The 24426-nt window shown below is 68.5% G+C and carries 18 protein-coding genes; 14 read left to right on the forward strand and 4 right to left on the reverse strand.

Translation table 11 applies throughout. From position 1 onward, the window contains the following. Positions 1-2: 2 nt before the first annotated feature. A complete protein-coding gene (locus HD594_RS04260; protein ID WP_184749774.1) occupies positions 3-1016 on the forward strand; it encodes an amidohydrolase family protein in 1014 nt (337 codons plus the stop codon). Between the two features lie 164 nt (positions 1017-1180). Here HD594_RS04260 and HD594_RS04265 read toward each other — a convergent pair whose 3' ends face one another. Further along, positions 1181-1432: a helix-turn-helix domain-containing protein gene (locus tag HD594_RS04265; protein WP_221446546.1), complete on the reverse strand. Its 252-nt coding sequence runs from the start codon at positions 1430-1432 to the stop codon at positions 1181-1183. 355 nt (positions 1433-1787) lie between these two features. On the opposite strand from HD594_RS04265, the gene HD594_RS04270 reads away from it, so the two are divergent. The 5 genes from HD594_RS04270 (at position 1788) to HD594_RS04290 (ending at position 12032) form a co-directional block, all read left to right on the forward strand. Then, positions 1788-5303, forward strand: a complete 3516-nt coding sequence (locus tag HD594_RS04270; RefSeq protein WP_184749775.1) for a glycosyl hydrolase — start codon at positions 1788-1790, stop codon at positions 5301-5303. Between the two features lie 207 nt (positions 5304-5510). Further along, positions 5511-6671, forward strand: a complete 1161-nt coding sequence (locus tag HD594_RS04275) for a sensor histidine kinase (RefSeq protein WP_184749776.1) — start codon at positions 5511-5513, stop codon at positions 6669-6671. Then, a complete protein-coding gene (locus HD594_RS04280; RefSeq protein ID WP_184749777.1) occupies positions 6668-7321 on the forward strand; it encodes a response regulator transcription factor in 654 nt (217 codons plus the stop codon). The genes HD594_RS04275 and HD594_RS04280 overlap by 4 nt, the downstream gene beginning before the upstream one ends. Positions 7322-7477: 156 nt before the next feature. Further along, the gene (gene rhaS / locus HD594_RS04285; RefSeq protein ID WP_184749778.1) at positions 7478-8536 is read left to right on the forward strand and encodes a rhamnose ABC transporter substrate-binding protein; all 1059 of its coding nucleotides are present in this window, start codon (positions 7478-7480) and stop codon (positions 8534-8536) included. 265 nt (positions 8537-8801) lie between these two features. Then, positions 8802-12032 carry a glycosyl hydrolase gene (locus HD594_RS04290; RefSeq protein WP_184749779.1) on the forward strand — a complete coding sequence of 1077 codons (3231 nt, stop codon included), beginning with the start codon at positions 8802-8804 and terminating at the stop codon, positions 12030-12032. Between the two features lie 88 nt (positions 12033-12120). Here the strand turns inward: HD594_RS04290 and HD594_RS04295 are convergent, their stop codons facing one another. Together HD594_RS04295 and HD594_RS04300 are read right to left on the reverse strand one after the other, a co-directional pair. Continuing rightward, positions 12121-13452, reverse strand: a complete 1332-nt coding sequence (locus HD594_RS04295; RefSeq protein WP_184749780.1) for an amidohydrolase family protein — start codon at positions 13450-13452, stop codon at positions 12121-12123. Then, the gene (locus HD594_RS04300; protein ID WP_184749781.1) at positions 13449-14807 is read right to left on the reverse strand and encodes an NtaA/DmoA family FMN-dependent monooxygenase; all 1359 of its coding nucleotides are present in this window, start codon (positions 14805-14807) and stop codon (positions 13449-13451) included. Before HD594_RS04300 ends, HD594_RS04295 begins: the two co-directional genes overlap by 4 nt. A 111-nt stretch (positions 14808-14918) precedes the next feature. On the opposite strand from HD594_RS04300, the gene HD594_RS04305 reads away from it, so the two are divergent. Further along, on the forward strand, positions 14919-15932 hold the full coding sequence (locus tag HD594_RS04305; RefSeq protein ID WP_184749782.1) for an aldo/keto reductase: 1014 nt from the start codon (positions 14919-14921) through the stop codon (positions 15930-15932). Between the two features lie 21 nt (positions 15933-15953). On the opposite strand, the gene HD594_RS04310 is transcribed toward HD594_RS04305, so the two are convergent. Then, the gene (locus tag HD594_RS04310; RefSeq protein ID WP_221446547.1) at positions 15954-16739 is read right to left on the reverse strand and encodes a GntR family transcriptional regulator; all 786 of its coding nucleotides are present in this window, start codon (positions 16737-16739) and stop codon (positions 15954-15956) included. Positions 16740-16876: 137 nt separating this feature from the next. On the opposite strand from HD594_RS04310, the gene HD594_RS04315 reads away from it, so the two are divergent. The 7 genes from HD594_RS04315 to add all read left to right on the forward strand — a co-directional run bounded on the left by HD594_RS04315 (position 16877) and on the right by add (position 24424). Further along, the gene (locus HD594_RS04315) at positions 16877-17887 is read left to right on the forward strand and encodes a carbohydrate kinase family protein (protein WP_184749783.1); all 1011 of its coding nucleotides are present in this window, start codon (positions 16877-16879) and stop codon (positions 17885-17887) included. After that, positions 17884-18456: a TIGR00725 family protein gene (locus tag HD594_RS04320; RefSeq protein WP_184749784.1), complete on the forward strand. Its 573-nt coding sequence runs from the start codon at positions 17884-17886 to the stop codon at positions 18454-18456. The genes HD594_RS04315 and HD594_RS04320 overlap by 4 nt, the downstream gene beginning before the upstream one ends. A 91-nt stretch (positions 18457-18547) precedes the next feature. Beyond that, positions 18548-19633: a BMP family lipoprotein gene (locus tag HD594_RS04325; protein WP_246414224.1), complete on the forward strand. Its 1086-nt coding sequence runs from the start codon at positions 18548-18550 to the stop codon at positions 19631-19633. A 61-nt stretch (positions 19634-19694) separates the two neighbouring features. Further along, positions 19695-21245, forward strand: coding sequence for an ABC transporter ATP-binding protein (locus HD594_RS04330; RefSeq protein WP_184749786.1), 1551 nt, complete (start codon positions 19695-19697; stop codon positions 21243-21245). Beyond that, positions 21242-22519 carry an ABC transporter permease gene (locus tag HD594_RS04335; protein ID WP_184749787.1) on the forward strand — a complete coding sequence of 426 codons (1278 nt, stop codon included), beginning with the start codon at positions 21242-21244 and terminating at the stop codon, positions 22517-22519. Before HD594_RS04330 ends, HD594_RS04335 begins: the two co-directional genes overlap by 4 nt. Then, positions 22516-23436 (forward strand): ABC transporter permease, encoded by a 921-nt coding sequence (locus HD594_RS04340; protein WP_184749788.1) that lies wholly within the window; start codon positions 22516-22518, stop codon positions 23434-23436. Before HD594_RS04335 ends, HD594_RS04340 begins: the two co-directional genes overlap by 4 nt. Next, positions 23429-24424, forward strand: a complete 996-nt coding sequence (gene add / locus HD594_RS04345; protein ID WP_221446548.1) for an adenosine deaminase — start codon at positions 23429-23431, stop codon at positions 24422-24424. The genes HD594_RS04340 and add overlap by 8 nt, the downstream gene beginning before the upstream one ends. Positions 24425-24426: the final 2 nt, after the last annotated feature.

A 24426-nucleotide genomic window follows, 5' to 3' on the forward strand; every position in this document is an offset into this window, starting at 1 on the left:
GCATGACCACCGACGTCCACGCCCACCTTCTGATGCCCGGGCTCCACGCCGAGGTCGAACGCCGCGCACCGGAGGCGGTGGCAGAGGCGGCCGCGCTCGAGCTGCGCCGAAACGGTGCGGCGAGCCAGGCGGTCTCCGGCCCGATGGTCGGCTCGCGCATCCCGAAGCTGACCGATGTCACCGTGCGCCTCGAGGAGATGGACCGGCAGGGAGTCGACCGCCAGTGGGTGTCGGCTTCACCGAACCACTTCTATCCGTGGGCGCCCGAGGATCTCGCAGCGTGGATGGCCGCAGAGGCCAACAGACTCATCGCCGCGCACGTCGCGCAGGCGCCCGCGCGCCTCCTCGGGCTCGGTGTCGTGCCCCTCCAGCATCCGCATCGCATCGTCGAGGCGCTCGAGGACGCCGTGCTCGGCCACGGCCTCATCGGCGTCGAGATCTCGTCCTTCGCCGGTGACGTCGAGCTGTCGGATGTGCGACTCGAACCCTTCTGGAGCAGGGCCGAAGAGCTGGGGGCGATCATCTTCCTGCACCCCTTCGGATGCAGTCTCGATGAGCGCCTCGACCGCTACTACCTCGCCAACACGGTGGGACAGCCCGTCGAGAACGCCGTCGCGCTGTCACACCTCATCTTCTCGGGCGTGCTCGACCGGCATCCGACCCTCAAGATCGTCGCCGCCCACGGCGGCGGGTACCTGCCGACGGCGATCGGGCGCAGCGACCACGCGTGGCGGGTGCGTCCCGACGCGCAGCGATGCGCGCATGCGCCGTCGTCGTACCTGCGCAGAATCTGGTTCGACACCGTCGTGCACGATGCCACGGCGCTGAACCATCTCGTCGGCGCCGCGGGCGGGTCGCAGGTCGTCCTCGGGAGCGACTATCCGTTCGACATGGGACTCGACGACCCGGTCGCCTTCGTCCGCTCCGCCGGGCTGCCGAGCGTCGTCGTCGAGGCGATCCTGGCAGGCAACGCCGACGCGTTGGTGCAGGCAACGGTCGAGGCGGCGAGCTTGTAGAGCTGTGCTTCGCCGCCGTTGACGACGGGTGAGTGCTGAGTCCTGCGGTGGGCATCTGGCCCGCAGGTAGGCATCGGCCGGTACTCGACTCGCCGGCGCACCTGCGCGAAGCCCGAGCGTTCGTATGGGCCGGAACGTCCGACTCGTGTGGACTGCGAGGAACGTCAGATCAGCCCGTTCCTCGCGGCCCACACGGCTGCCGCCGTCACCGACCGCACATTGAGCCGGTCGCAGATGGCGGCGAGCCGACGTCGGGCCGTCCGTTCCGAGTAGCCGAGCGCCCGCGCGGCTGAACCCGTGGTGTGGCCCTCGGCCAGGGCACGAAGGAGGCGGACGTCGTCGCGGTCCACGGCAGCATCGCGCGGGTCGATGTTCATGTGGCGAAGCGCCATCGGCTCGAGCTGTGGTTGGTGCATCGGCGTCCCCGTCGTTGATCGGACACCCTCATTGAATCCGGCGCATGACCGATGGGTCGATGGGCGTTCGCGGCAAATCGGCGTACCGCGAACACGGTAGGTCGGACGAATGGGACCCGCCTGCCCGGGGCGGCGTCGGGTGGGGGATCGCGCAGGGCGCGCCCGTCGCCGCCGTCGACGTCAGCAGCATCCGGCGGCCATCGACCGCTGGCCGATGTCGGACAACTCGTTGGCAGCCGGAGTGTCGGCCTGGTTCACTCCTGACCGTCACTGAATCCATTCAATCGATGATGCGACGGCCGGCGCAGGCGCCGGCGCAATCCAGCCCACACGACGACGTCTGGAAGGACCCACGATGAGAGACGACAAGCTCGGAGCCCCGCCCACCGGTGCGAAAAGCCCGCGAACGACCTGGCCGGGCAAGGCGTCGCTGACGGCGATGTCGGTTTCGGCCGCGCTCGCGTGCGGTCTGTTCGCCATGCCCGCAGCCGCCGCACCCGCGGAGGCGGCCCGGGGCGCCTCCTCGGTGAACCAGGCGCTCAGCGCATTCCTCAGCCCCAGTCTCGACGCCAAGCCGATGGCCCGCATGTGGTTCCCGGATGCCGGCGCCGGCGCCGACGACGAGGGCCTGGCCCTCGTCGCGAAGCACATCGAGGACATGGCCGCGGCCGGATTCGGCGGCGTCGAGATCGCCTACCTCGCCGACGACAGCGACGTGAGCAACGAAGAGCTCGCCACGGTCGGCTGGGGCTCCGAAAACTGGAAGCGCATCCTGAAGACGATGCTCAAGACCGCGAACCAGGTTCCGGGCGGCTTCAAGATCGACATCACGATCACGTCGCACTGGCCGCCGGTCGTCAACACGATCGACCCCAACGACGATGCCCAGCAGCAGCAGGCGACCTACGCCTACCGCAAGCTGACCGCCGCCGATGTCGCGGCGGGAGCGGCATCCGTCCCGCTGCCCACGCAGCGCACGCAGGACTTCTCGAACAGCAGCGACCTGCGCGCGACGTTCCTCTTCGTGGACAAGCTCTCGGCGGCCACGCTGGCCACCGTCACGGCGGTGAGCGCCGACGGCACGCCGACGTTCGGGCTCGCCTCGCTCGAGGACGTCACCTCGGCGACCTCGGCGGTTCCCGGCGCGGGCAGCGCCGCCGGCATCCCGGACGAGGCCACCGCCGCCGCCCTCGGTCTGGACTATCAGACAGACGTGATCGACAAGTGGGGTCCCGAGCCCGCCGACCCGGACTTCGACGGCAAGATCGACGCAGACGGCAATCGCAAGCGGATGGCCGACTGGCAGGACGAGTACAGCACCGATCTGTCGGCTGTGGACCTGTCGGGCTACAGTCCATCGGACGGCGACGGGTATGCCGTCGGCGATCTGGCGCTGATCGGGTCGTACCACCAGGGCACCGGCCAGGTGCAGTCGGGCGGCTCGTCGGTCACACAGCACAACCGCACCTACGCGACCGACTACTTCTCGGCCGAGGGCGTGCAGAAGATCTTCGACCTCTGGGACGAGAACCTGCTCGACGACGAGATGATCGCGCTGCTCGAGAAGAACGGCAAGCAGGGGACGTCGATCTTCGAGGACTCGATCGAGATCCACAAGGACGGCGCGCTGTGGACCGCCGACCTGCTCGACGAGAACAGCGCGCTCAACGGGTACGAATCCGCGGTGTACGCGCCGGTGCTCGCGATGGGCTCTTCGAGCATGTTCGACGACTCCGACGAGGCCACGCGACTGATCGAGGACTACAACCTGACGCTCGGCCATCTGTACGAGACCGAGCACGCAGACCTCATCAAGGACTGGGCGGCATCCTTCGGCTACACGTACCGCGCCCAGGCGTACACGCTCGACGGTCTCGACATCGCCGGCGCCGCAGCCACGCTCGACATCCCCGAGGGCGACAACTCGACCGCGGGCGACGGCATCCGCAATCTCAAGGCCGCGACAAACCTCACCGGTCAGAAGCTCCTGTCGATGGAGACATACACCGGCGGGACGATCTTCTCCACGTGGGACGAGGTCGCCAAGGTCGTCAACAGCGACCTGTCCGACGGCGTGAACCGGTCGATCTTCCACGGGTCGGCGTTCGCTCGCGCTTTCAACGGCTACGAGAGCTCGTGGCCGGGGTGGAACTTCTTCAAGGTGCTGCGCAACGGCGGCTTCTCGACCTACGATTCCCGGCAGATCTGGTGGGAGGACGCGGACACCTTCAGCGGCTACGTGGCTCGCAGCCAGGGCGTCATGCAGGCCGGCCAGGCGAAGTCCGACCTCGCCGTGCTGATCGGCAGCGATGCCGGCTACAGCATCCAGAGCGGCAACTCGCTGCAGGAGATGATGAACGCCGGGTACTCCTACAACATCCTGTCGCAGGCGCTGCTCGAGGAGCCGGCCGCCATCGTCGAGGACGGCGTCCTGGACCCCGACGGGGCCGAGTACAAGGCCGTCGTCATCGAGGATGCCTCGAAGCTGTCGACGTCGACCGTCGAGAAGCTCGTCGGCTACGCCGGCGCGGGCCTGCCGATCGTCGTGCTCGACACGGCTCCGACCCGCGTGTACGGCACCGACAAGCCCGACAACAACGACGCAGACATGCTGGCCGCATGGACCGAGCTCACGGCGATGCCGAACGTCACCACGGTCGCCGACCAGTCCGCCGCACTCGCGGCGCTCGACGCGACCGGAGTGACCCCGAATGCGTCCTACGACGCGGCCTTCCTCGAGGCGTCGAGTCGAGTGGAGGGCGGCACGACCTTCTACTACCTGTTCAACGCCGGCACCAGCATCCCGTCGGCAGCCTCGGCGGGCGACACCGAGCTCAAGCTGGTCAGCGCCGAGGGGCTGTCGGTCGGCGCCCAGCTGCTGCTCGGCACCGGGTCGACGCAGGAGGTCGTCACGGTGACCTCGATCGCCGCGCCGTCCGGCGGGGGCGGTGGATTCCCCTGGGAGGTCAACCCGTGGACCGTCGGCATCGACGGCGCGCTGACCCACGACCACGCGAGCGGCGACGTGCTGTCCGGTCTCGCCGGTCAGGATGTCACGCTGTCGGGTTCGGGGACGCCGTATGTGCTGGATGCGTGGACGGGTGAGTTCGAGCCTCTGGCGGAGTACACGCGGGATGGTGACACGGTCACGTTCACGCCGGAGATCGGCGTGGAGGATGCCGAGTTCGTGGTGCTGGTGGACGACAACGGCAAGCAGCCGCATGCGACGGAGGTGTCCGGGGGCGATCTGGTGGTGTCGAGCAACAAGCTGGTGCATCACGCGTTCGAGCCGGGCGAGTACGAGGTGACCCTGGCGGACGGCTCGGTGAAGGACGTCTCGGTGTCGTCGGTTCCGGACGATGTGAGCCTGGCTGATGGGTGGGATCTGTCGCTGGAGAGCTGGGGTCCGGATGCGGAGGCCAACGCGGTCGATCCGACGGAGTCGGCGAGGACGACGGTGGAGTTCTCCGACGTGGCTCTGGGTGACTGGAGCGATCTGCCGGCGACCGGTGAGCAGCTGTCCGAGCTGGGTGTGGACTCGATCGACGAGGTGTCGGGCATCGGCACGTACTCGACGAGCTTCTCACTGGGCAAGGACTGGCGCGATGCCGGTGCGGTGCTGCATCTGGAGCACGGTGCGGACATGGTGACGAACGTCGTGGTGAACGGGAAGGTGTTCGACGACGTCGATCAGCTCTCCGACACGATCGATCTCGCCAAGGCCCTCAAGGTCGGCGAGAACCGCATCGAGATCACCATCGACACCACGCTCGAACGGCGCTACAAGACCGAGAACGGCGGAGCCGGTTCGGCGGCCACCGGACTGACCGGCGTCTCACTGGACGCCTACACGATCACGACGCTCAAGTGATCGATCGCTCGGGGGCGGCCGTGCGCCGCCCCCGAGCCTCGCCCATGGCGATTCTCCGCCGGAAGCACGACCGATGACCCCCACATCGCCCAAGATCCGGATCGCCCGCGCAGCCGCGGCGGGTGCCTCTCAACGTGACCTACCGCGAATGCGGTAGGTCACGTTGACAGTGTGCAGATTCGCGGGCCCAGAGTGCAGGATGAAACCATGCGAGGGAGCACCGACCACCGTCCGGTGAAGTACATCCCGTACCCGGTCACGACAGCGGTCGCCATCGGCGTCGTCATCGTGCTGGGCACCGTCGAGAGCGTCGGACGCGAGACCATCGCGATCCGTGCCGAGGACGCGGTGCACTTCGCCGGACTGCTGATCGCGGCGTCCGCGCTGATCCTGCGCGCGCGCTGGCCGCTGATCGCCGTCGCGGTGACCGGGGCGGTGAACGTCGTCGCCCTGCTGTACGAATGGCCCAGCCCGGGCTATCAGGTGGCATGGCTCATCGCGATCTTCTCCTTCACGCTCGTCGCGTCGCTTCGGATGTCGATCATCGTGTCGAGCGTCTGCGTGGCTGCCGGCGTCGCAGCCGTCATGCTGACCGGGGACTGGGGATGGCTGTCCATGAAGCCGCTCAGCATCGTGATCACCGTGCTCTTCGCGGCAGGGCTCGGATACACCTTCCAGGTGCGGGACGAACGGGTTCGAACTTCCGCCGCGCTTGCGGCGGCGGCGGAGGCCAACAGAGCCACCGAGGTCGAGCGCCATCTCAATGCCCAGCGCCTGGCCACGGCGCGCGAGCTTCACGACGCGGTGGGTCACCAGCTCACCGTCATCTCCCTGAACGCCGGCAATGCCCTGGAGGCGCTGGACGTGCGTCCCCCGGATGCCCGGCGCGCGCTTCACACGATCGAGGATGCGGCGGCCGGCCTGATCGAGGAGGTCGGGCGCGTCCTCGAGCAGCTGCGGTCCTCGGGGGAAGCGACTCCGGGCAAGGGGTTGAGCGATCTGCCCTCGCTGATCGCGCGGTTCCAGAGGGAGCACCTCATCATCGACTTCCGCATGACCGAAGGTGCGGCGCCCGATGCACGGGGCGACGTCGCGTACCAGGTCGTGCAGGAGGCGCTCGTGAATGCCCTGCGGTATGCCGACACGGCGTACCCCGTGCGCGTGAATGTGGTCGTGGGTGATCCGATCGTGATCGACGTCGTCAACCACGTCTCCGATCGCGGCACTGTCAGTGCGGGCACACGGTTCGGGCTCCGCGGCATCGCCGAGCGCGTCGAGCCGCTCGGTGGCCACGTCAGCGGGGAGCGGCGTGACGGGCTGTTCGTCCTGCAGGCGACGGTTCCTTCGCGTGTGGAGGCGGGCACATGATCCGGGTGCTCATCGTCGACGACCAGCCGCTCATCCGCGCCGCGCTCAGGGACCTGATCACCAACCACCCCGCTCTCGAGCTGGTCGCCGAGGCGGACGACGGCATCGGAGCGGTCGCGGCAGCGAAGCGCCTGCATCCAGACGTGGTGCTGATGGACATCCAGATGCCGACGATGGACGGCATCGAGGCGACGAGGACGATCACCGCGGCACCGATCGAGGCGAAGGTCCTGATCCTCACGACCTTCGAGGAGCCGCAGAACGTGCTCGCCGCAGTGGACGCAGGGGCGAGCGGCTTCATCGGAAAGAGTGCACCCGCTCGGCAGCTGGCCGACGCCATCGTCGCCGTCCACGCGGGGGATCTGTCCATGTCGTCGCGCGCGATCGAGGCCTTGGTGGCGGCAGCGCAGGGCAGGGTCTCGGCGCCGGATGGGGAATCGGCGTTCGACGCTCTGACTCCCCGAGAGCGGGAGCTCGTCATCCTGACTGCCGAGGGTCTCAGCGATGACGACATCGCGACATCGCTGTCGATCTCGCGACAGACCGCCAAGACCCACATAAACCGCGCGATGGTCAAACTTCACGTCGGCACCAGGGCACAGCTCGTCGCCCTCGCCTACCGGGCGCACCTGGTGCACGCGCCGCGCTGAATCTCGCCGCGTCGGGAGCACTCACTTCGTGAGGAGATGGCCGATTCCGGACAGGATGTTGCCACCGGCGAGCCGGAGTTGGTTCACTTCTGATCACCGCTGAATCCATTCAATTGGACTCGGCGCACCAAGAGAACCGATCGAGGAGGATCGCACATGGTGATCGCATTGGGACGCAGTTTTGGACGCGTCGGCATCGGCCTGACCGCGCTGGTGGCGGCATCCGCCCTGGCGCTGACGGGCTGCTCGAGCTCGGGTACCGAGGGCACGGCGACGGGTGATTCGGGTGGTGACGCTGGCAGCGATGTGTCGATCGTGATGCTGCCGAAGAACCTGGGCAACCCGTACTTCGACACCTCGACCGGTGGTGCCGAGGCGGCGGTCGAGGAGTTCGGCGGGACGTTCGAGGAGGTCGGTCCGACCGAGGCTTCGCCGACGGCGCAGGTGCCGTTCATCCAGACGGCGGCGCAGCAGGGCGCGAGCGCGCTGATCGTGTCGGCGAACGACCCCGAGGCTATCTGCGACGCGCTGGACGAGGCGCGCGACGCGGGTGTGAAGGTCGTCACGTTCGACTCGGACACCAACCCGGACTGCCGTGACCTGTTCATCAACCAGGCCACCGCTGAGGGCATCGCGAAGATCCAGGTCGATCTGATCACCGAGCAGATCGGCGACGAGGGCCAGATCGCGGTGCTGTCGGCATCGGCGAACGCGACGAACCAGAACGCCTGGATCGAGATGATGCAGGCCGAGCTCGACGCGAACCACCCGAACGTGGAGCTGGTGGAGATCGCCTATGGCGACGACGACGACCAGACCTCGTTCGACAAGACCGCGGCTCTGCTGCAGACCTATCCCGACCTGAAGGGCATCGTCTCGCCCACCACGGTCGGCATCTCGGCTGCGGCGCGCTACCTGTCGACGTCGGAGTACAAGGGCGAGATCGCGCTGACGGGTCTGGGTACCCCGAACCAGATGCGCGAGTACGTCGAGGACGGCACCGTGACCGCGTTCGCGCTGTGGAACCCGGCCGACCTGGGCTACCTGGCCGCGTACGCGGCGCAGGCGCTGGCGACCGGTGAGATCACCGGCGCCGAGGGCGACACGTTCGAGGCCGGCGAGCTGGGCTCGTACACCGTCGACGCGGACGCGACCGTGCTGCTCGGCGAGCCGTACGTGTTCGACGCCGACAACATCGGCGACTTCGACTTCTAAACCGAAGCACGCCCGGCTCCCGGGGCGCCTCTGACCACGGCGCCCCGGGCAGCCGCCGATCGTCGTGCCCACGAAGTGACCGAAGACGCCGAGTAGTCGGCGACGAAGGGCCGACCGGGCCGCCCTCCGGACGGACAGAAACACCATCCCCACGAGCCCGCCGCAGCGCAGGTGCTGAGGCGACGACAAGAGAAACGGAAGATCGATGAAGACTCGACCGACCTCACAGAAGGATCCCCGGTGGCTCTCGCGCAGAGCGTGCGCGGTGCTGGCCACCGGGTCGCTCGCGCTCGGCCTTGCCGCGCTGCCGGGAGGAGCGGCGATCGCGGCCGCACCCGACGCCGCTCTCGACAGCGTCGAGGCGACCTTCGGCAGTCCTTCCCTGGACGCGCGCCCGATGGCGCGCATGTGGTTCCCCGATGCGGGGGCTGGCGCCGACGAGGAAGGACTGGCCCTCGTCGAGAAGCAGATCCGCGACATGGCGCGGGAGGGGTTCGGCGGCGTGGAGGTCTCGTTCCTCGCCGACACCTCCAGCTATGACAACGACGACGCCGCCGTCATCGGGTGGGGCACAGACAACTGGCAGAGGGTCCTCAAGCGCCTGCTGACCACGGCGAACTCGATCGAGGCGGGCTTCAAGGTCGACATCACGATCACGTCCCACTGGCCCCCGATCGTGAACTCGATCGATCCCAATGACGACGAACAGCAGCAGGAAGCCGCCCACGCCTATCGGAAGATCACCGCCGACGACCTCGGCGCCGTCGCGGCGATCCCGCTCCCCGAGCAGAAGACGCGCGACTATCACAACGAGTTCGGCACCGACAAGAGCGCACCCTTCCTCTTCGTGGACAAGCTCTCCGCGGCGACGGTGGTCCAGGTCGAGAGCATCGAGGGCGACTCCCCCGTCTTCGATCTGGAGACCCTGACGGACGTGACCGATGTGACCGGCGAGCAGATGGACGGTGAGGAGTACACGGGCTACGCCGCCGGCGTCCCCGACGAGGCGTATGCCGACGCGAACGGCATCGACTACGAGAACGAGGTCGTGGCGAAGTTCGGTCCCGAGCCCGCCGACCCGAGCTTCAGCGGCAAGATCGACGACGACGGCAATCGCAAGCGGATGGCCGACTGGCAGCACATCTACGAGACCGACCTCGCCGGTGTCGCGGCACTGGACGGCTACGAGCCGAGCGAGGGCGACGAACTCGCCGCCGGCGACTGGGTGCTGTTCGGCAGCTACCACCACGGTACGGGCCAGGTTATGTCCGGCGGCGCGTCGGTCACCATCCACAACCGCTCCTACGCCACCGACTACTTCAGCGCCGAGGGTGCACAGAAGCTCTTCGACTTCTGGGACGACCACATCCTGGACGACGAGATGATCGCGCTGCTGAAGGAGAACGGCAAGCAGGGCACCAGCATCTTCGAAGACTCCATCGAGATCCACGCCGACAGCCCGCTGTGGACCGCGGATCTGATCGACGAGATGGGAGAGACGAACGGATACGACGCCTCGGCGTATGCGCCGATCCTCGCGATGGGGTCAGCGACGTCGTTCGACGACGTCGACCTGGCGACCCGGATCCTCGAGGACAAGAACCTCGCACTCGGCGAGCTGTACGAGACCGAGCACGCTTCGCTCATCAGCGACTGGACGTCGACGTTCGACTACACCTACCGGGCCCAGGCGTACACCCTGGCGGGACTCGACATCGCGGCCGCCGCGGCTGCCGTCGACATCCCGGAGGGCGACAACTCCACCTCCGGTGATGGTCTGCGCAACATCGCGGCAGCGGTGAACCTCGCGGACGGGTCGCTCCTGTCGATGGAGACCACGACCTTCTCCGCGGACATCAACTCGACGTGGCAGACGGTCGCCCGTGAGGTCAACCGAGACCTGTCGCACGGCGTCAATCGCTCGATCTTCCACGGCTCGGCGTTCGCACGGACGTTCAACGACTACCGCGACGACTGGCCGGGCTGGAACTTCGTGTGCTGCGGCAACCGGAGCTTCTCGTCTTACAACGCCCGCCAGATCTGGTGGGACGACGCCGACACGTTCAGCGGCTATGTCGCACGGAGCCAGGCGGTCATGCAGGCGGGCGAGGCGGATGTCGATCTCGCCGTGCTCCTCGGCACGAACACGGGCTTCCAGATCCAGAACGGCAACTCGATGCAGGTGCTGCTGGACGAGGGCTTCTCGTACAACCTGCTGAGTGAGGCGCTGCTGGACGAGCCCTCGGCCGTGGTGGACGGTGGCGTTCTCGCCCCGGACGGGCCCGCATACGATGCGCTCATCGTTCGCCAGGCGGACCGGATGTCCGCTCCGGCGGTGCAGAAGCTGGCCGACTACGCCGACGCCGGGCTCCCGGTGATCCTGTACGACTCGGAGATCAGCCGCGTCTACGGAACGCAGAAGCCCGGGAACACGGATGCCGACCTCGCCGCGGCGATCGCAGACCTGACGACGAAGTCGAACGTCGCTGTCGTCGACACGCAGATCGAGGTCGCCGCGACGCTGGCAGGCTGGGGCATCGAGCCCGACGCTCAGCACGAGCAGCCCGAGTTGGAGGCATCCCACCGCGCCGACGGCGATGTCGACTACTACTACCTCTACAACGCGAACGGGTCCGCCACGATGTACGGCGCGACCGTCTCGCTCGCGGGGACGGGCAAGCCGTATGCGCTAGACGCGTGGACCGGAGAGGTCACCCCGATCACCGAGTACCGAGTGGAGGACGGGCGCGTGACGGTGACCGTCGATCTCGAGCAGCGGGACGCGGCCATCATCGCCCTCGTAGGTGACGACACCGCCGGCGGGCTGCATGCGGAGTCGCTGGACGGCGCCACCGCGGTCTTCCAGAACGACAACACGCTCGTCGTGCGCACGACCGAGGCCGGCAGCTATGCGATCGATGGATCGGGCGACAAGGACACGACCATCGAGGTCGCCGCCGCGCCCGCTCCGGTGTCGTTGAGCGATGGCTGGAGTCTGACGCTCGAGAGCTGGGGTCCCGACCCTGAGCGCAACGACGTCGATCCCACGCTGTCGAGCACCGAGACGGTCACGTTCGACGACATCGCGCTCGGCTCGTGGAGCGATCTTCCGGCGACATCCGACCAGCTCGACGAGCTCGGAGTGGACAGTATGAACGACGTGTCGGGCATCGGCTGGTACACGAAGACCTTCACGCTCCCGAAGGGCTGGACGGGATCGGTGGGGTCGCTGATCGAGATCGGTCATTCGGACGACATGATCGCCGAGATCACCGTCAACGGGAAGGCGTTCGACGACGTCGACCACTTCACGGGGACGATCGACGCGGGTTCGGTGCTGCACCAGGGCACGAACACGATCGAGATCAAGCTCGATTCGACCCTCGGGCGACGGATGGTGGCCGAGGGGCGCATCAACTCGTCGCAGTCCTACGGGCTTCAGAGCGTGAGCCTCGTGCCCTACGTGCAGACGAAGGTGAGCCTGCAGGGCAAGTGAGCTGAATCACCTCGGATCGGCGGGTCGCCTCAGGGCGGCCCGCCGATCCGCGTGCGCAGCCAGCCGTCTGGCAGTCGCTGGGCGGGTGTCACCGCCGCGCGAGCGAGGGGACGGACAAGCGCCGAGCGAGCGACGCGCGAACGGCTGCGCCCTCCCGTCGGATGCGCGCCTGGTCGTCGCGTGTGAGCCCGAAGTCGTCGACGACGATACGCCCGTCCACGAGGACGGTGCGTGCGCGGGCCGCGGACCCGGAGAAGACCAGATGATCGCGTGCGGATTCGCCGGTGCCCGCGCTGAACTGGGGTGCGTCGAATACGGCCACATCCGCCTTCATGCCCGGCCGCAGGCTGCCGACGCGGGGGCCGAGGCCGAGAGCGCGTGCTCCGTTGACCGTCGCGAATGCGAACGCGCTCTCGGCCGTGATCGCTGACGCGTCGCCTCCGCGGCGATGAACGAGGGCGGCGAGTCGCATCTCGGCGCGTGCGTCGAGCGTGTTGTTGCATGCGGCGCCGTCGGCGCCGAGGCCCACATTCACTCCGGCCGCCACCAGGCGCGGCACGTCGGCGATGCCGGACCCCAGCTTGAGGTTCGCGCTGGGACAGTGCGCGATCGACGCCCCAGTGCGCGCGATGCGCGACACCTCGTCGTCATCGAGCCACACCCCGTGGGCGAGCACGGTACGCCGGGTGAGCGCGCCCAGCTCGTCGAGATACCGCACGTCGCGCGCGGCGTTGACCTCAGCCACACCGTGAGCCTGAGCGTGGTTCTCGTTCACATGCGTGTGGACGACGGCATCCATGCGGATGGCAAGCTCGAGGGCATCCGCCCAGAGCTGGGGCGTCGCAGCGCTGGGTGAACGCGGTGATACCGCGACCCGCAGCCGCCGCTCATCGCCGTCGTGCCAGGTGCGCATGAGCCGGAGCAGGTCGGACCAGGCCTCCTCCGTGCTCTCGGCGACGAGGCTCGTCCCGGGCTCGCGGCGGTCCATGAGCGCCTTGCCGATCGTGGCACGGGCGCCGAGGTCTGCGGCGGCCTCGAAGGCGCGATCCGTGTGGTGCGCCGACTCCATGCTGAGGAACGAGGTCGTTCCGGACAGGAGCAGCTCGGCGACGCCCCAGCGCGCGGATATCGCGAGGTCGTCGGCATCGAGCAGCTGCTCGAGCGGCCAGACCCATCGATCCAGCCATTGCATCACGTCCAGGTCCTCGGCGAGTCCCGAGAAGGCCGTCTGGCAGAGGTGCACGTGGCTCTGCACGAATCCCGGCGAAACGATCGATCCGGTTCCGTCGAGGTCGACATCGACGGAACCGCGGACGGTCGGCCCGACCGAGACAATCGTGTCATCTTCGATCAGGAGGTCGCCCGATGTCTCCCCGGTCGCCGCGATGATCGTGCCGCCGCGGATCGCGATCCGTGTCAAGGGGTTCCGATGGTCGCAGGAGCTTCCGAGAAGAGCTGATCTCGCAGTGTCCGTTGCGTGCCTCGTTCGCCGAGCCGGCCGCGGCGGCGAAGCTCGGGCATGACGAGACGGGCGAAATCGCGAACGTCTTCGGCCCCGAACAGCGGGTCGACCATGAGGCCGTCGAGGTCGGTGGCCTCGAGGAACTCCTCGATCTGGTCGGCGACCGCGGTCGGAGTTCCCACGATCTGCGATCCGCGGATGCCGCGGACGCGCAGCTGCTCCAGGATCTCGCCGACCGTGGGGCCCGCGCCGTCGGGACCGACGAACCGGTCGATGTTGCTCTGCCCCATCTGTCCCACGACGTCATCGAGCGGGATCTGCGACAGCGGCTTGCCGGGATCGAGCGACAGCAGGTCGATCCCCGTGTTCGAGACGAACATCGCTGCTGCCACTTCGACTGTCTGCATGTCACGGAACTCGCGCTGGAGCGCCCGCGCGTCCTCAGCGTCCTCAGCCACGAAGAACGACTGCGTCGCCACGACCTTGACGCTGCGCGGGTCGCGGCCGTGCGCCGCAGCCCTCGCACGGATATCGGCGATGTTGGCCGCCATCTGCTCGGCGGCCGAGCTCTGCAGAAGCACGCAGTCGGCGTTCGCCGCGGCGAACTCCTTGCCGCGACCGGATGAACCCGCCTGGAAGATGACAGGCGTGCGCTGCGGCGAGGGATCCACGGTCAGGTATCCCGACGAGCGGTAGAAGGTGCCGTCGTGCTCGATCCGGTGGAGCTTCGCGGGGTCGACGTAGATCGGGCTGGTCGGATCCGCGATGACGGCCCCGTCGTCCCACGACTGCTCCCAATAGCGACGAGCGACGTCGAGGTACTCCTGGGCCATGTCGTAGCGCAGGTCGTGCTCGCGCATCCTTTCGTGACCGAAGAGGTCGGCGACGACGTTCTGCACACTGCCGGTGACGACGTTCATGCCGAGCCGCCCACCGGCGATGTGGTCGAGGGTCGCGAAGCGTCGCGCGGTCTCGAAGGGGTGATGCAGACCCGTGGTCTCGGTGACGACCAGCCCGAGGTCGCGCGTGCTCGCGGCCAGAATGGGCAGCAGCATCTGCGGATCGAGCAGGGGGAAGTTGATCCCGTAGCGTGCGGCGGCATCGACCATCTCGCCACCGATGGTCGGGTATCCGAACGAATCCGCGAAGAACAGCCAGTCGAAGCCGGCATCGTCGAGCGTCTTCGCGAGCTCGACCCAGTGGCCGATGTCGTGGAAGCGGGTCAGATCGCTGCGAGGATGCGCCCACGCGCTCACTCCGCGCGCGCTCGGCGAACCGAACATCTCGAATACACCCAGGTAGATGCGATCCATCGCTGTCTCCTCCTCGCTGTTGACATGCCTAGTATTGTTCATTGTTGATCAATGACCCGAACTGGGCAGGATCTGTTTACGCAGCCGTTACACGCAGGACGAGGACAACACATGCAGCTCCGCACACTCGGCACCGCCGGACCGACCGTCAGCGCCATCGGCCTGGGCACGATGTCACTGCTGACCAGCAACGACGACCGTTCGGCGCGGGCACTGCTCGAGCGGGCCCTCGATGCGGGGATCAACCTCGTCGACACCGCGGACGTCTACGGCGACGGCGCAGTCGAGGAGGCTCTCGGTCGATTGCTCGGCTCGCGTCGCGACGAAGTCGTCCTCGCGACGAAGGTCGGTCTGCCGATGGGAGCGGACCCCGAGCGCTCCGGCGGCTCGGCGCGGTGGATCACCCGGGCCGTCGAGGACAGCCTGCGACGCCTGAACACCGATCACATCGACCTCTACCAGCTCCACCGCCCCGATCCGCGAACGCCGATCGACGAGACGGTCGCCGCGTTCGACGGCCTCCGTCAGTCCGGCAAGATCCGCTGGGCGGGCTCGTCGGTCTTTCCGGCCGAGATGCTCGTGGAGAGCCAGTGGGCCGCGCAGCGGCTCGGCGCGGCTCCGTTCGTGAGCGAACAGGCGCCGTACTCGATCCTCGTGCGCGGCATCGAGCGTGCGGCGCTCCCGACCGCTCAGGCCCACGGGGTGGGTGTGATCGCGTGGGGGCCTTTGAACGGCGGATGGCTGACGGGGAAGTATCGCCGCGGCGTAGCCGTACCCGAATCCAGTCGCGCGGCATCCGGCAATCCGTTCGTGCGGGCGGACGACGAAGCCAAGCTGACCGCGACGGAGCGTCTGGCGGCTGTCGCGGACTCTGCCGGCATGAGCCTCACGGCGATGTCCCTGGGCTGGGCCCAGGAGCATCCCGGAATCTCCTCTGTGCTCATCGGTCCGCGCACGGTCGATCAGCTCGACGATCTCCTCCTGGCGGCGGAGACCACCCTCGACCCGGGCGTGCTCGATGCGATCGACGAGATCATCCCGCCCGGGACGAGCCTCGACCCACGCAACGAAGGCTGGACACCCCCGGCGCTCGCGCCGGACGCGCGGCGTCGTTCGGCACGCTAGCGCCATAGCGAGCGGGTGGGTCTAGAGGCTGTCGAGCGTGAGTGGGTCGGGTCCGTCCGGATCCTCGCCCACGACCAGGACCGCAGCGTCCAGCCGGATGAGGTACTTCGCGAGGAACACCGGCCTCCCGCTCTTGCTCAGCACCGTCGTGAGGCTCGTCAGATGCCCGCGCGGCACCTGCTTGAACCCCGTGCGCGAGCCCGCTGAGCCGGCCGCTCCCATCCGCCACAGTGACGGGACGCACCGCGCCCGGAACTGGGCGCCGAGGCTGGCGAGCAGAGTCTGAGGTGCGCCGTCGGCCCGGTCGACGAGCGCGAGGGGGACGGCGCCTTCTCGCGTCGGCACGAACTCGACCGCGGAGGCGACCGGCTCGCCGTCGACGTGGAACAGGCTCTCGCGGCACAGCAGCTCGTCTTCGGCGTCGTCGAGCTCGAGAAGCACGCGACTCCAGTTCGTCGAGGTCAGTCGCTCCGTCCGGACGACGTCGACCCGCATCCGCCCGGTCGCGCGGAGCATCTCCTCGAGCGGGGCGTTGAAGGCCGGTGGCCGGGCGCTCGGGTGCGCCAGCTGGCGACGGCGCGGATCCGCGCCTCGCTCGATGATGCCGTCCTCTTCGAGCAGGCGCAGCGCTTCGCGCAGCACGGTGCGGCTCACGCCGAGCTGGGCGGCGAGCTCGATCTCCGGCGCGATCGGGTCGCCCGGGTGGCCGTTCTCGCGGAGCGCTTCCACCAGGCGGTCGTACACCTGCACCGACAGCGGGCGTCGGTCGCGGACGGGGCGCACCGAGAGCGCTGGTTCGTCGGACAATGCACGACCTCCTCTTCAGACCTATCTTTGTCTATCCGGGACTCCGGCTTGTGACACGAAGATTACCAACGTAAACGCCGTGTAAACATGTTCGGCTCAATTTTGTTCATTGCTCAACAATGAACAATATGGGAGTCATGAGCACTCCCACCCCCGTCGCGATCTGCGGGTCGTTCAGTTTCGACAGCGTGATCGCTCCCGACGGCAGGCCCCTGACCGGCAAGGTCGGCGGGAACGCCCTGTGGTCGAGCCTGGGGGCGCTCATCTCGGGTGTCGCGCCCCGGATCGTCACGGTGGTCGGCGACGACTACCCCGGCGAGGTCGTCGAGCGGCTGCAGTCGGCCGGCATCGATACGTCGGCGGTGGCGCGCATCGATCGTGCGCACCCGGTTCGCCTGACGTTCGCGCACCTTCCCGACGGGGGACGGCTCCAGCCCGTTCCCGCGCACATGCTCGCAGGCATGGATGCGGCGACTCGGGCGCAGTTCATCGACACCACCACGGACCCGGAGACCCTGGCCCTCGGCGCCCCGACGCCCGCTCTTGTGCCGGATGCCTGGCTCGACGAGATCGCCCACTGGCATCTGCCACTGCTGCCGCTCGTCCGTCACCGGGCCATGGTCGCGCATCTCTCAGGCGCCCGTGGCACGCTGCAGACCGATTGCCCGGCGCGTTCCGACCTGCTCGACGCGCCCTACGAGCGACTCGAGCACACCGTCGGTGACATCGACTACTTCCTGCCGAGCACGTCGGACTTCGACGTCATCGACCCCGACGCGACCATCGACGCGGTCATCGTGCGGCTGCGCGACTCAGGAGCCGGCACGATCGTCCTCAAAGCCGGTGCGGATGGCGTCCTCATCGTCGATGGTGCGGAGCGCTGGCTCGTTCCCGCCCACCCTGACGAGCCCATCGATCCGACAGGTGCCGGGGACGCGTTCTGCGGAGGCTTCCTCGCGGGGCGCGCTCGAGGGCTGGACATCGTCGCCGCTGCGGCGCTCGGGGCGGCTGCGGCGTCGTTCGCCGTCTCCGTCACCGATCCGCTCGACCTGCTCGATGTCGCACCGAGCGAGGTCGAGGCCCGGGCGCACGAGCTCCGGGCCGCGGCGCACCCCCACGTCGACGTGCTGCAAGGAGGCATCCAGTGATCAAGATCGGTGTCATCGGACGGAGCTGGCGCGAGGGGGAGTACCTTCCTGCCCACGTGCTGGAAGCGGCCGAACGCGTCGGACGCGGTGTGGCCGCATCCGGGGCGGCGCTCGTCTCAGGCGGTACGGGCGGCGTCATGGAAGCGGCGTGCAAGGGCGCGTTCGAGGCCGGGGGGCTGACCATCGGGTTCCTGCCCTACGCTGACCCCGCGAAGGCCAATCCCTATGTCTCGCTCGTCTTCCCGACGGGCATGGGAACCATGCGGAATGTGCTGACCGCGCGCTGCTGCGATGCGATCGTCATGGTCGGCGGCGGCGTCGGCACGCTCAACGAGGTGACCATCGCCTACGACTCCGGTGTGCCGGTCGTCGTCGTCGAGGGCACGACCGGCTGGGCGGATCGCCTGCGCGACGCCGTCACCGACGGCGAGTGGCTCGACGATCGCAAGGTCACCCCTCTGAGCTTCGTCTCCGATCCCGACGACGCGGTCGCGATCGCCATGGAACGTGCGCGCGAGCCCCGGGCTGGATCCCGGCTCGGCGCGTTCACGGGATGGGCGGGTCAATGATGCCGTCCGTCAGCGCTACCCGCACCACCTCATCGCACCACCTCATCCTCAACTCCGGTTCCCCGAACGACCCGAAGGAGCATCCGTGACCATGAACACCCGGCGCGCCCGATCGCGCCACACTGCCCTCGCCGCGCTGAGCCTGCTTGCCGCCGGCGCACTCGCCCTCACGTCCTGCGCTTCCAGCGCGGTGACCGCCGGCGACACCGCCGACGACGCCTCGACCACCGACTACGTGTGGACGATGGTCACCGACCAGGCGGGACTGGGCGATCAGGGCTTCAACGACCTCGCGAAGCTCGGCATCGACCAGAGTGCCGAAGAACTCGGCGGGAAGGCTCAGGTGCTGCAGTCGTCCGACCAGTCGCAGTACGTCACCAACCTGCAGCAGGCGGTCACGACGGGTTCGACCGTCACGACCGCCGTGGGATACCTGCTCGCCGACGCGATCGTGGAGGTCGCCCAAGCGAACCCCGACTCGCTGTTCACGATCATCGACTCCGAGGCGCTCGATGCCGACGGAGAGCCGCTCGCGAACGTCGCGGGAGTTCTCTACAAGGAGCAGGAGGCGTCCTTCCTCACCGGAATCGTCGCGGGGCTGACCACCGAGACGGACGAGATCGGCTTCGTCGGCGGCATGGAGATCCCCGCCGTGCTGCGCTTCTACTCCGGCTTCGTCGCGGGGGTCGCCGCCGTCAACCCGGATGCGGTCGTCACGCCGGCATACGTCGGCAGCTTCGGCGACTCCGCGAAGGGCAAGGAGCTCGCGCTCGGATTCTACGATCAGGGCGCCGACATCGTCATGGAGGTCGCCGGCGGCAGCGGAATCGGCGTGTTCGACGCCGCGGAGGAGCTCGGCTCGGGCAACTGGGTGGTCAGCACCGACACCTGCAAGATCGCCCTCGCGCCCGAGAACTTCCTCACTTCGGCCGTCAAGGACGTCGCCGGCACGGTCCTTCGGGAGAACACCGCCGCCGTCGACGGCACCTTCGAGGGCGGCACCGTGCAGCTCGGCCTCGCTGATGGAGCGGTGGGCCTCTGCCAGGAGAACCTGGACGACATCTCGTCCGACATCCTGGACAAGGTCGACGCCGCCACCGCGATGATCACGGACGGCTCGCTCGTGCCGCCGGCCACTCCCGAGGAGCTCGAGGGCTTCAGCGCCCCGACGCTCTGACCCGAAGAGCCGGAGGGGGTCGCCGTCGCGGCCCCCTCCGGCCTCTGCAGAGAGAGATCCCATGACCGATCCCGCCATCCGGCTCACCGGAATCACCAAGCGCTTCGGCGCCGTCGCCGCCAACGAGAACATCGATCTCACGGTCCTTGCCGGCTCGATCCACGGCGTGCTCGGGGAGAACGGCGCCGGGAAGTCGACGCTCATGAAGGTGCTCTTCGGCATGGTGCGACCCGACGACGGGACCATCGAAATCGGAGGGGTGCGCGTGGAATTGCGCTCGTCCGCCGATGCTCTGTCCCGCGGGATCGGCATGGTGCAGCAGCACTTCAGTCTCATCGGTCGTTTCACCGTGGCCGAGAACCTCATTCTCGGGAGAGGCCCCGGCGGCCGCTGGCGCCGGAGCGTCGGCCGCCTCGACCTCGCGGCCGCGCGCGAGCGCACACGTGAGCTCTCAGATCGCTTCGACTTCGGGCTCGACCCCGACGCGCGGTGCGAGGACCTCTCCGTCGGAGCGCGGCAGAAGGTCGAGATCGTCAAGGCCCTGTGGGCGGGGGCGACGACGCTCGTCCTCGACGAGCCGACCGCCGCCCTGTCGCCGCCCGAGGCTGAGGAGCTGTATCGCCTTCTGGAGCGGCTGCGCGCCGACGGGACGACCGTCATCCTCATCAGCCACAAACTGCCCGAGATCATGCGGCTGTGCGATGCGGTCACGGTCCTTCGCGACGGTCGGCGCGTCGGCTCGCGCGAGATCGCGGAGGACGACCGCGCCGCTGGGCGTGCGGCGTTCGAAGCCGACCTCGTCCAGCTCATGATCGGCAGGCCCCGGCCGAGCGTGCCCGAGCGAACCACGCTGGGGCTTCCCGCGGCGCTGCGCGTGCGCGGCCTGACCCTGGGCGAGCGGTTCGGGCCGATCGACATCGACGTGCACGGGGGAGAGATCCTCGCCGTGGTCGGTGTCGAGGGCAACGGCCAGGGCACGCTCGTCGATCTGCTCACCGGGCTCGCTCGGCCGACCGGCGGGATCGTCGAGCTCGACGGAGTCGACATCACGCGTTCGACGACCCGCCGCCGCTTCGGAGCCGGGATTGCGCACATCCCGGAGGATCGGCACGAGCGGGCCGTGGCCGACGAGCTCTCGCTCATCGACAACGCGTCCATCGGATTCACCACGGGTGAGCCGTTCGCGGCCAGCGCGCTGTGGCTCTCGCATCGTCGGCGCCGCCGCTTCGCGGCTGCTCTGATCCGCGACCAGCGTGTGAGAGCCGCGGGACCGGACGTGCCGATCGCCAGCCTGTCCGGCGGGAATCAGCAGAAGCTGGTGGTGGGCCGAGAACTCGCTCGAGCACCGCGGTTGATGATCGCAGCCCAGCCCACGCGCGGACTCGACATCGCCTCCACGACGGCGGTGCACGAGTCGCTCCTGCGACTGCGCGAGGGTGGCGCGGCCGTCCTCCTGCTCAGCCTCGACCTCGCCGAGGTGTTCGAGATCGCCGACCGCATCGTCGTGATCCGCCAGGGCCGCATCGTGGGCGAAGTGGGCATCGACGAGGCCGACCAGCAGCAGCTCGGTGAGTGGATGTCGGGTGCCCGATCGCAGGAGGATGCCGCATGAGAGCGACCAAGCCCCGGAGCCACCACAACGTGCGCATGGACGAGCACCTGCTCCGCGAGATCACGACGGGGAACCGACTCGGGTCCGGCGACTGGCGCGCGGAGTTCCTCGCCCGGGCCGGAGCCTCCTCGGGAACGATCGCCGCGAAGACGGCCTCATTCGCGATCACGGTCGGGGTCGCGCTGCTCGTGTCGCTCCCTCTCATCTACCTGTCGGGAGCCGACGGCGATCTTGCGCTCGAGGCGCTCGTCGTCGGCAGTTGGGGGTCGCCCGCAGCGATCGCCGAAACGCTGGTCCAGTCGACGCCGCTGCTGATCTCCGGCCTCGCGGTCGCGCTCGCCTTCCACGCGGGCCTGTTCAACATCGGTGTGGAGGGGCAGTTGGTCGTCGGCGCCCTGGCCGCGGGGATCATCGGCGCGACGCTCCCACTGCCGGGGACCGCTCTACTCGTCGTGTGCATGCTGGGCGGTGCCGCGGCCGGCGCCCTGTGGGCGCTCGTGCCGGCGCTGCTGAAGGCTTTCCGCGGTGTGCACGAGGTCGTGACGACCATCATGATGAACTACGTCGCGTTCAGCCTGTCCACCTTCCTGGTGTCTCCCAGCGGACCCTTCGTGTCCGAGACGCAGCCGTCCGCCACCGAGAAGATCATCGACGAGGCGCGACTTCCGGTCGTGATGCCCGGCACGCGCCTGCACGCGGGACTCATCATCGCGATCATCCTCGTCGTCGCATTCGCCTGGGTCCTGCATCGCACCCCGTTCGGCTTCGGGCTCCGGCTGACGGGCGCGAATCGCTCCGCCGCTGAGAGCGCGGGGGTCTCCGTCGCCGGGACGGTCGTGCGCGCGATGCTGCTGTCCGGGGGTCTCGCGGGGATCGCGGGCGCGGTTCAGGTGCTCGGGCTGTTCGGGCGCTACTACGACGCGTTCTCGCCCGGGTACGGATTCGACGCGATCGCGGTCGCGCTCCTCGGCGCGCTGGCGCCGATCGGCATCGCCGTCGCGGCGCTGTTCTTCGGCACGCTCGACTCCGGCGCGGTGTACCTGCAGGCACAGGCGGGGATGAGTCGCGAGATGGTCGGCGTCATCTCAGGACTGGTCGTCGCCTTCGTCGCCGCGCAGCCGGCAGTCCTCCGTCTGCTGCGCGCCTGGCGTGCACGTCGGCCCGCACGAGGCGGCGAACTCGATCATGCGATCGACACCGCTCTGCCGCCGCCGCTCGCGGACGAGAACGAAGAGATGTCGCGCAGTCTCGCCGAGATGGAGTCGAACCGATGAGCATCTTCACGATCTCGCTGGTGATCGCCGCGATCCACCTCGCCGTTCCGATCATCCTTCCCCTGCTCGGCGGGTTGATCAGCGAGCGCAGCGGGGTGATGAACATCGGGCTCGAGGGCATGATGCTCGGTGGAGCGCTCACGGCGGTGGTGTTCTCGTTCCTCATCGGGAACGCCTGGCTCGGCCTTCTCGCCGCCGGAGTCTCCGGAGTGGTCTCCGGCGGACTCCTGGCCTTCCTCACCGTCACGCTGCGCGGAAACCAGGTCGTCGCGTCCACCGCCATCAACCTCGTGGGCGCGGGCTTGACCGCTGCGCTCGTTCCCATCATCTGGGGTGTCGACGGGATCTCGCCGGGGGTGGCGAAGATCCCATCGATCGAGATTCCCGGACTTTCGGCGCTCCCGGTCGTCGGGCCGCTCTTCGGCGAGCTCTCGCTCGTCGACTACGGGACGATCGTCCTCGTCGTCGGTGTGTGGTGGGTGCTCTTCCACACCGACCTCGGGCTGCGCGTCCGGGCATGCGGAGAATCCGCCGAGGCCGCCGACTCCGCCGGCATCGACGTGGTGCGCACGCGCCTGTTCGCGGTCACCTTCTCGGGCGTCTTCGCGGCGCTCGGCGGAGCGTACCTGTCGATCGTCGTCTTGGATGCCTTCCAGGCCAACATGACACAGGGTCGCGGATACCTCGCCCTCGCGGCGCTCGTGTTCGGCAAGTGGCGCGTCTGGCCCGGCGTGGCCGCCTGCGTCGTGTTCGGCTTCGCAGAGGCCATCGCGCTGCGCTCGCAGATCGTCGCGCCCGACATCCCTCATGAGCTCCTGCAGGCGATGCCGTACGTCCTGGCGCTCATCGCGCTCGCGACGTTCGTCGGGCGGGGCACCGCTCCGGCGGCGGTAGGGAAGGAGTTCGCCCGTGCATGAACACATCCGAGCGCTGGCTCGACTCCCGAAGGCCCACCTGCACGTCCACTTCGAAGAGACCGTGCGGCAGAGCACCCTCGACGAGTTCGCCGAGGAGCTCGGGCGGCCGACCCCGCGCATGACCGACTTCCGATCCTTCATCGAGTTCGATGAGCTGTGCCAGGCGGCCATCGATGTCATGCGGACACCGGACCAGCTTCGGCGCATGGTCCACGAAATGGCTGAGGACGCCGCCGCGCACGGATGCGTGTGGATCGAGCCCGCGGTGTGGCTGCCGTTGCACCGTCGCTTCATCGGCCCCGATGAGGCGACTCTCGAGCTCCTCGTCGACGCGGGGCGCGACGCGACCGTCGCCACCGGCGTCGGCATCGGGTGGCTCCTGGCGATCAATCGCAACGAGCCGGTCGAGCAGGCGCTCGAGCAGGCGCGCATCGCGCGGCGCTGGGAAGGGCGAGGCGTCGTCGCGCTGGGACTGCACAACGACGAGTCCCGATTCCCCGCCGAAGCCTTCCGGGACGCATTCGGCGAGATCAACGGGTCCGGCCTGCTCCGAGTGCCCCACGCGGGGGAGCTGGCGGGCGCGGACTCCGTCCGGCGCAGCATCGAGGACCTCGGTGCTCACCGCATCCAGCACGGCATCCGCGTCATCGAGGATCCTGCAGTCGTCGACCTCGTGCGCGCGCGGGGAGTATGTCTGGATGTCTGCCCCACATCGAACGTCGTGCTCGGGTCGGTGCCCTCGCTCGCCGAGCACCCCCTGCCTCAGCTCGTCGCCGCGGGTCTGCGGATCAGCATCAACGCCGACGACCCCGTCAGCTTCGGGTGCGATGTGCTCAGCGAGTACGAGCTCTGCCGCGCCGCATTCGGCTTCGACGACCAGGCGCTGGCGCAGTTCGCGCGGACCTCGCTCCAGGCATCGGCGGCACCGGCTGACGTGGTCGCGCGAGGTCTGACCGGAATCGACGCCTGGCTCGCACAAGCCGCCTGAGG

Source organism: Microbacterium thalassium, from assembly GCF_014208045.1.
Classification (GTDB): domain Bacteria; phylum Actinomycetota; class Actinomycetes; order Actinomycetales; family Microbacteriaceae; genus Microbacterium; species Microbacterium thalassium.

Coding starts and splice junctions, on each gene's coding strand:
- HD594_RS04305 (WP_184749782.1), top strand. CDS start 14,919: ATGCAGCTCCGCACACTCGGCACCGCCGGACCGACCGTCAGCGCCATC.
- HD594_RS04340 (WP_184749788.1), top strand. CDS start 22,516: ATGAGCATCTTCACGATCTCGCTGGTGATCGCCGCGATCCACCTCGCC.
- rhaS (WP_184749778.1), top strand. CDS start 7,478: ATGGTGATCGCATTGGGACGCAGTTTTGGACGCGTCGGCATCGGCCTG.
- HD594_RS04330 (WP_184749786.1), top strand. CDS start 19,695: ATGACCGATCCCGCCATCCGGCTCACCGGAATCACCAAGCGCTTCGGC.
- HD594_RS04275 (WP_184749776.1), top strand. CDS start 5,511: ATGCGAGGGAGCACCGACCACCGTCCGGTGAAGTACATCCCGTACCCG.
- HD594_RS04260 (WP_184749774.1), top strand. CDS start 3: ATGACCACCGACGTCCACGCCCACCTTCTGATGCCCGGGCTCCACGCC.
- HD594_RS04265 (WP_221446546.1), bottom strand. CDS start 1,432: ATGCACCAACCACAGCTCGAGCCGATGGCGCTTCGCCACATGAACATC.
- HD594_RS04280 (WP_184749777.1), top strand. CDS start 6,668: ATGATCCGGGTGCTCATCGTCGACGACCAGCCGCTCATCCGCGCCGCG.
- HD594_RS04270 (WP_184749775.1), top strand. CDS start 1,788: ATGAGAGACGACAAGCTCGGAGCCCCGCCCACCGGTGCGAAAAGCCCG.
- HD594_RS04335 (WP_184749787.1), top strand. CDS start 21,242: ATGAGAGCGACCAAGCCCCGGAGCCACCACAACGTGCGCATGGACGAG.
- HD594_RS04300 (WP_184749781.1), bottom strand. CDS start 14,807: ATGGATCGCATCTACCTGGGTGTATTCGAGATGTTCGGTTCGCCGAGC.
- HD594_RS04325 (WP_246414224.1), top strand. CDS start 18,548: ATGAACACCCGGCGCGCCCGATCGCGCCACACTGCCCTCGCCGCGCTG.
- HD594_RS04315 (WP_184749783.1), top strand. CDS start 16,877: ATGAGCACTCCCACCCCCGTCGCGATCTGCGGGTCGTTCAGTTTCGAC.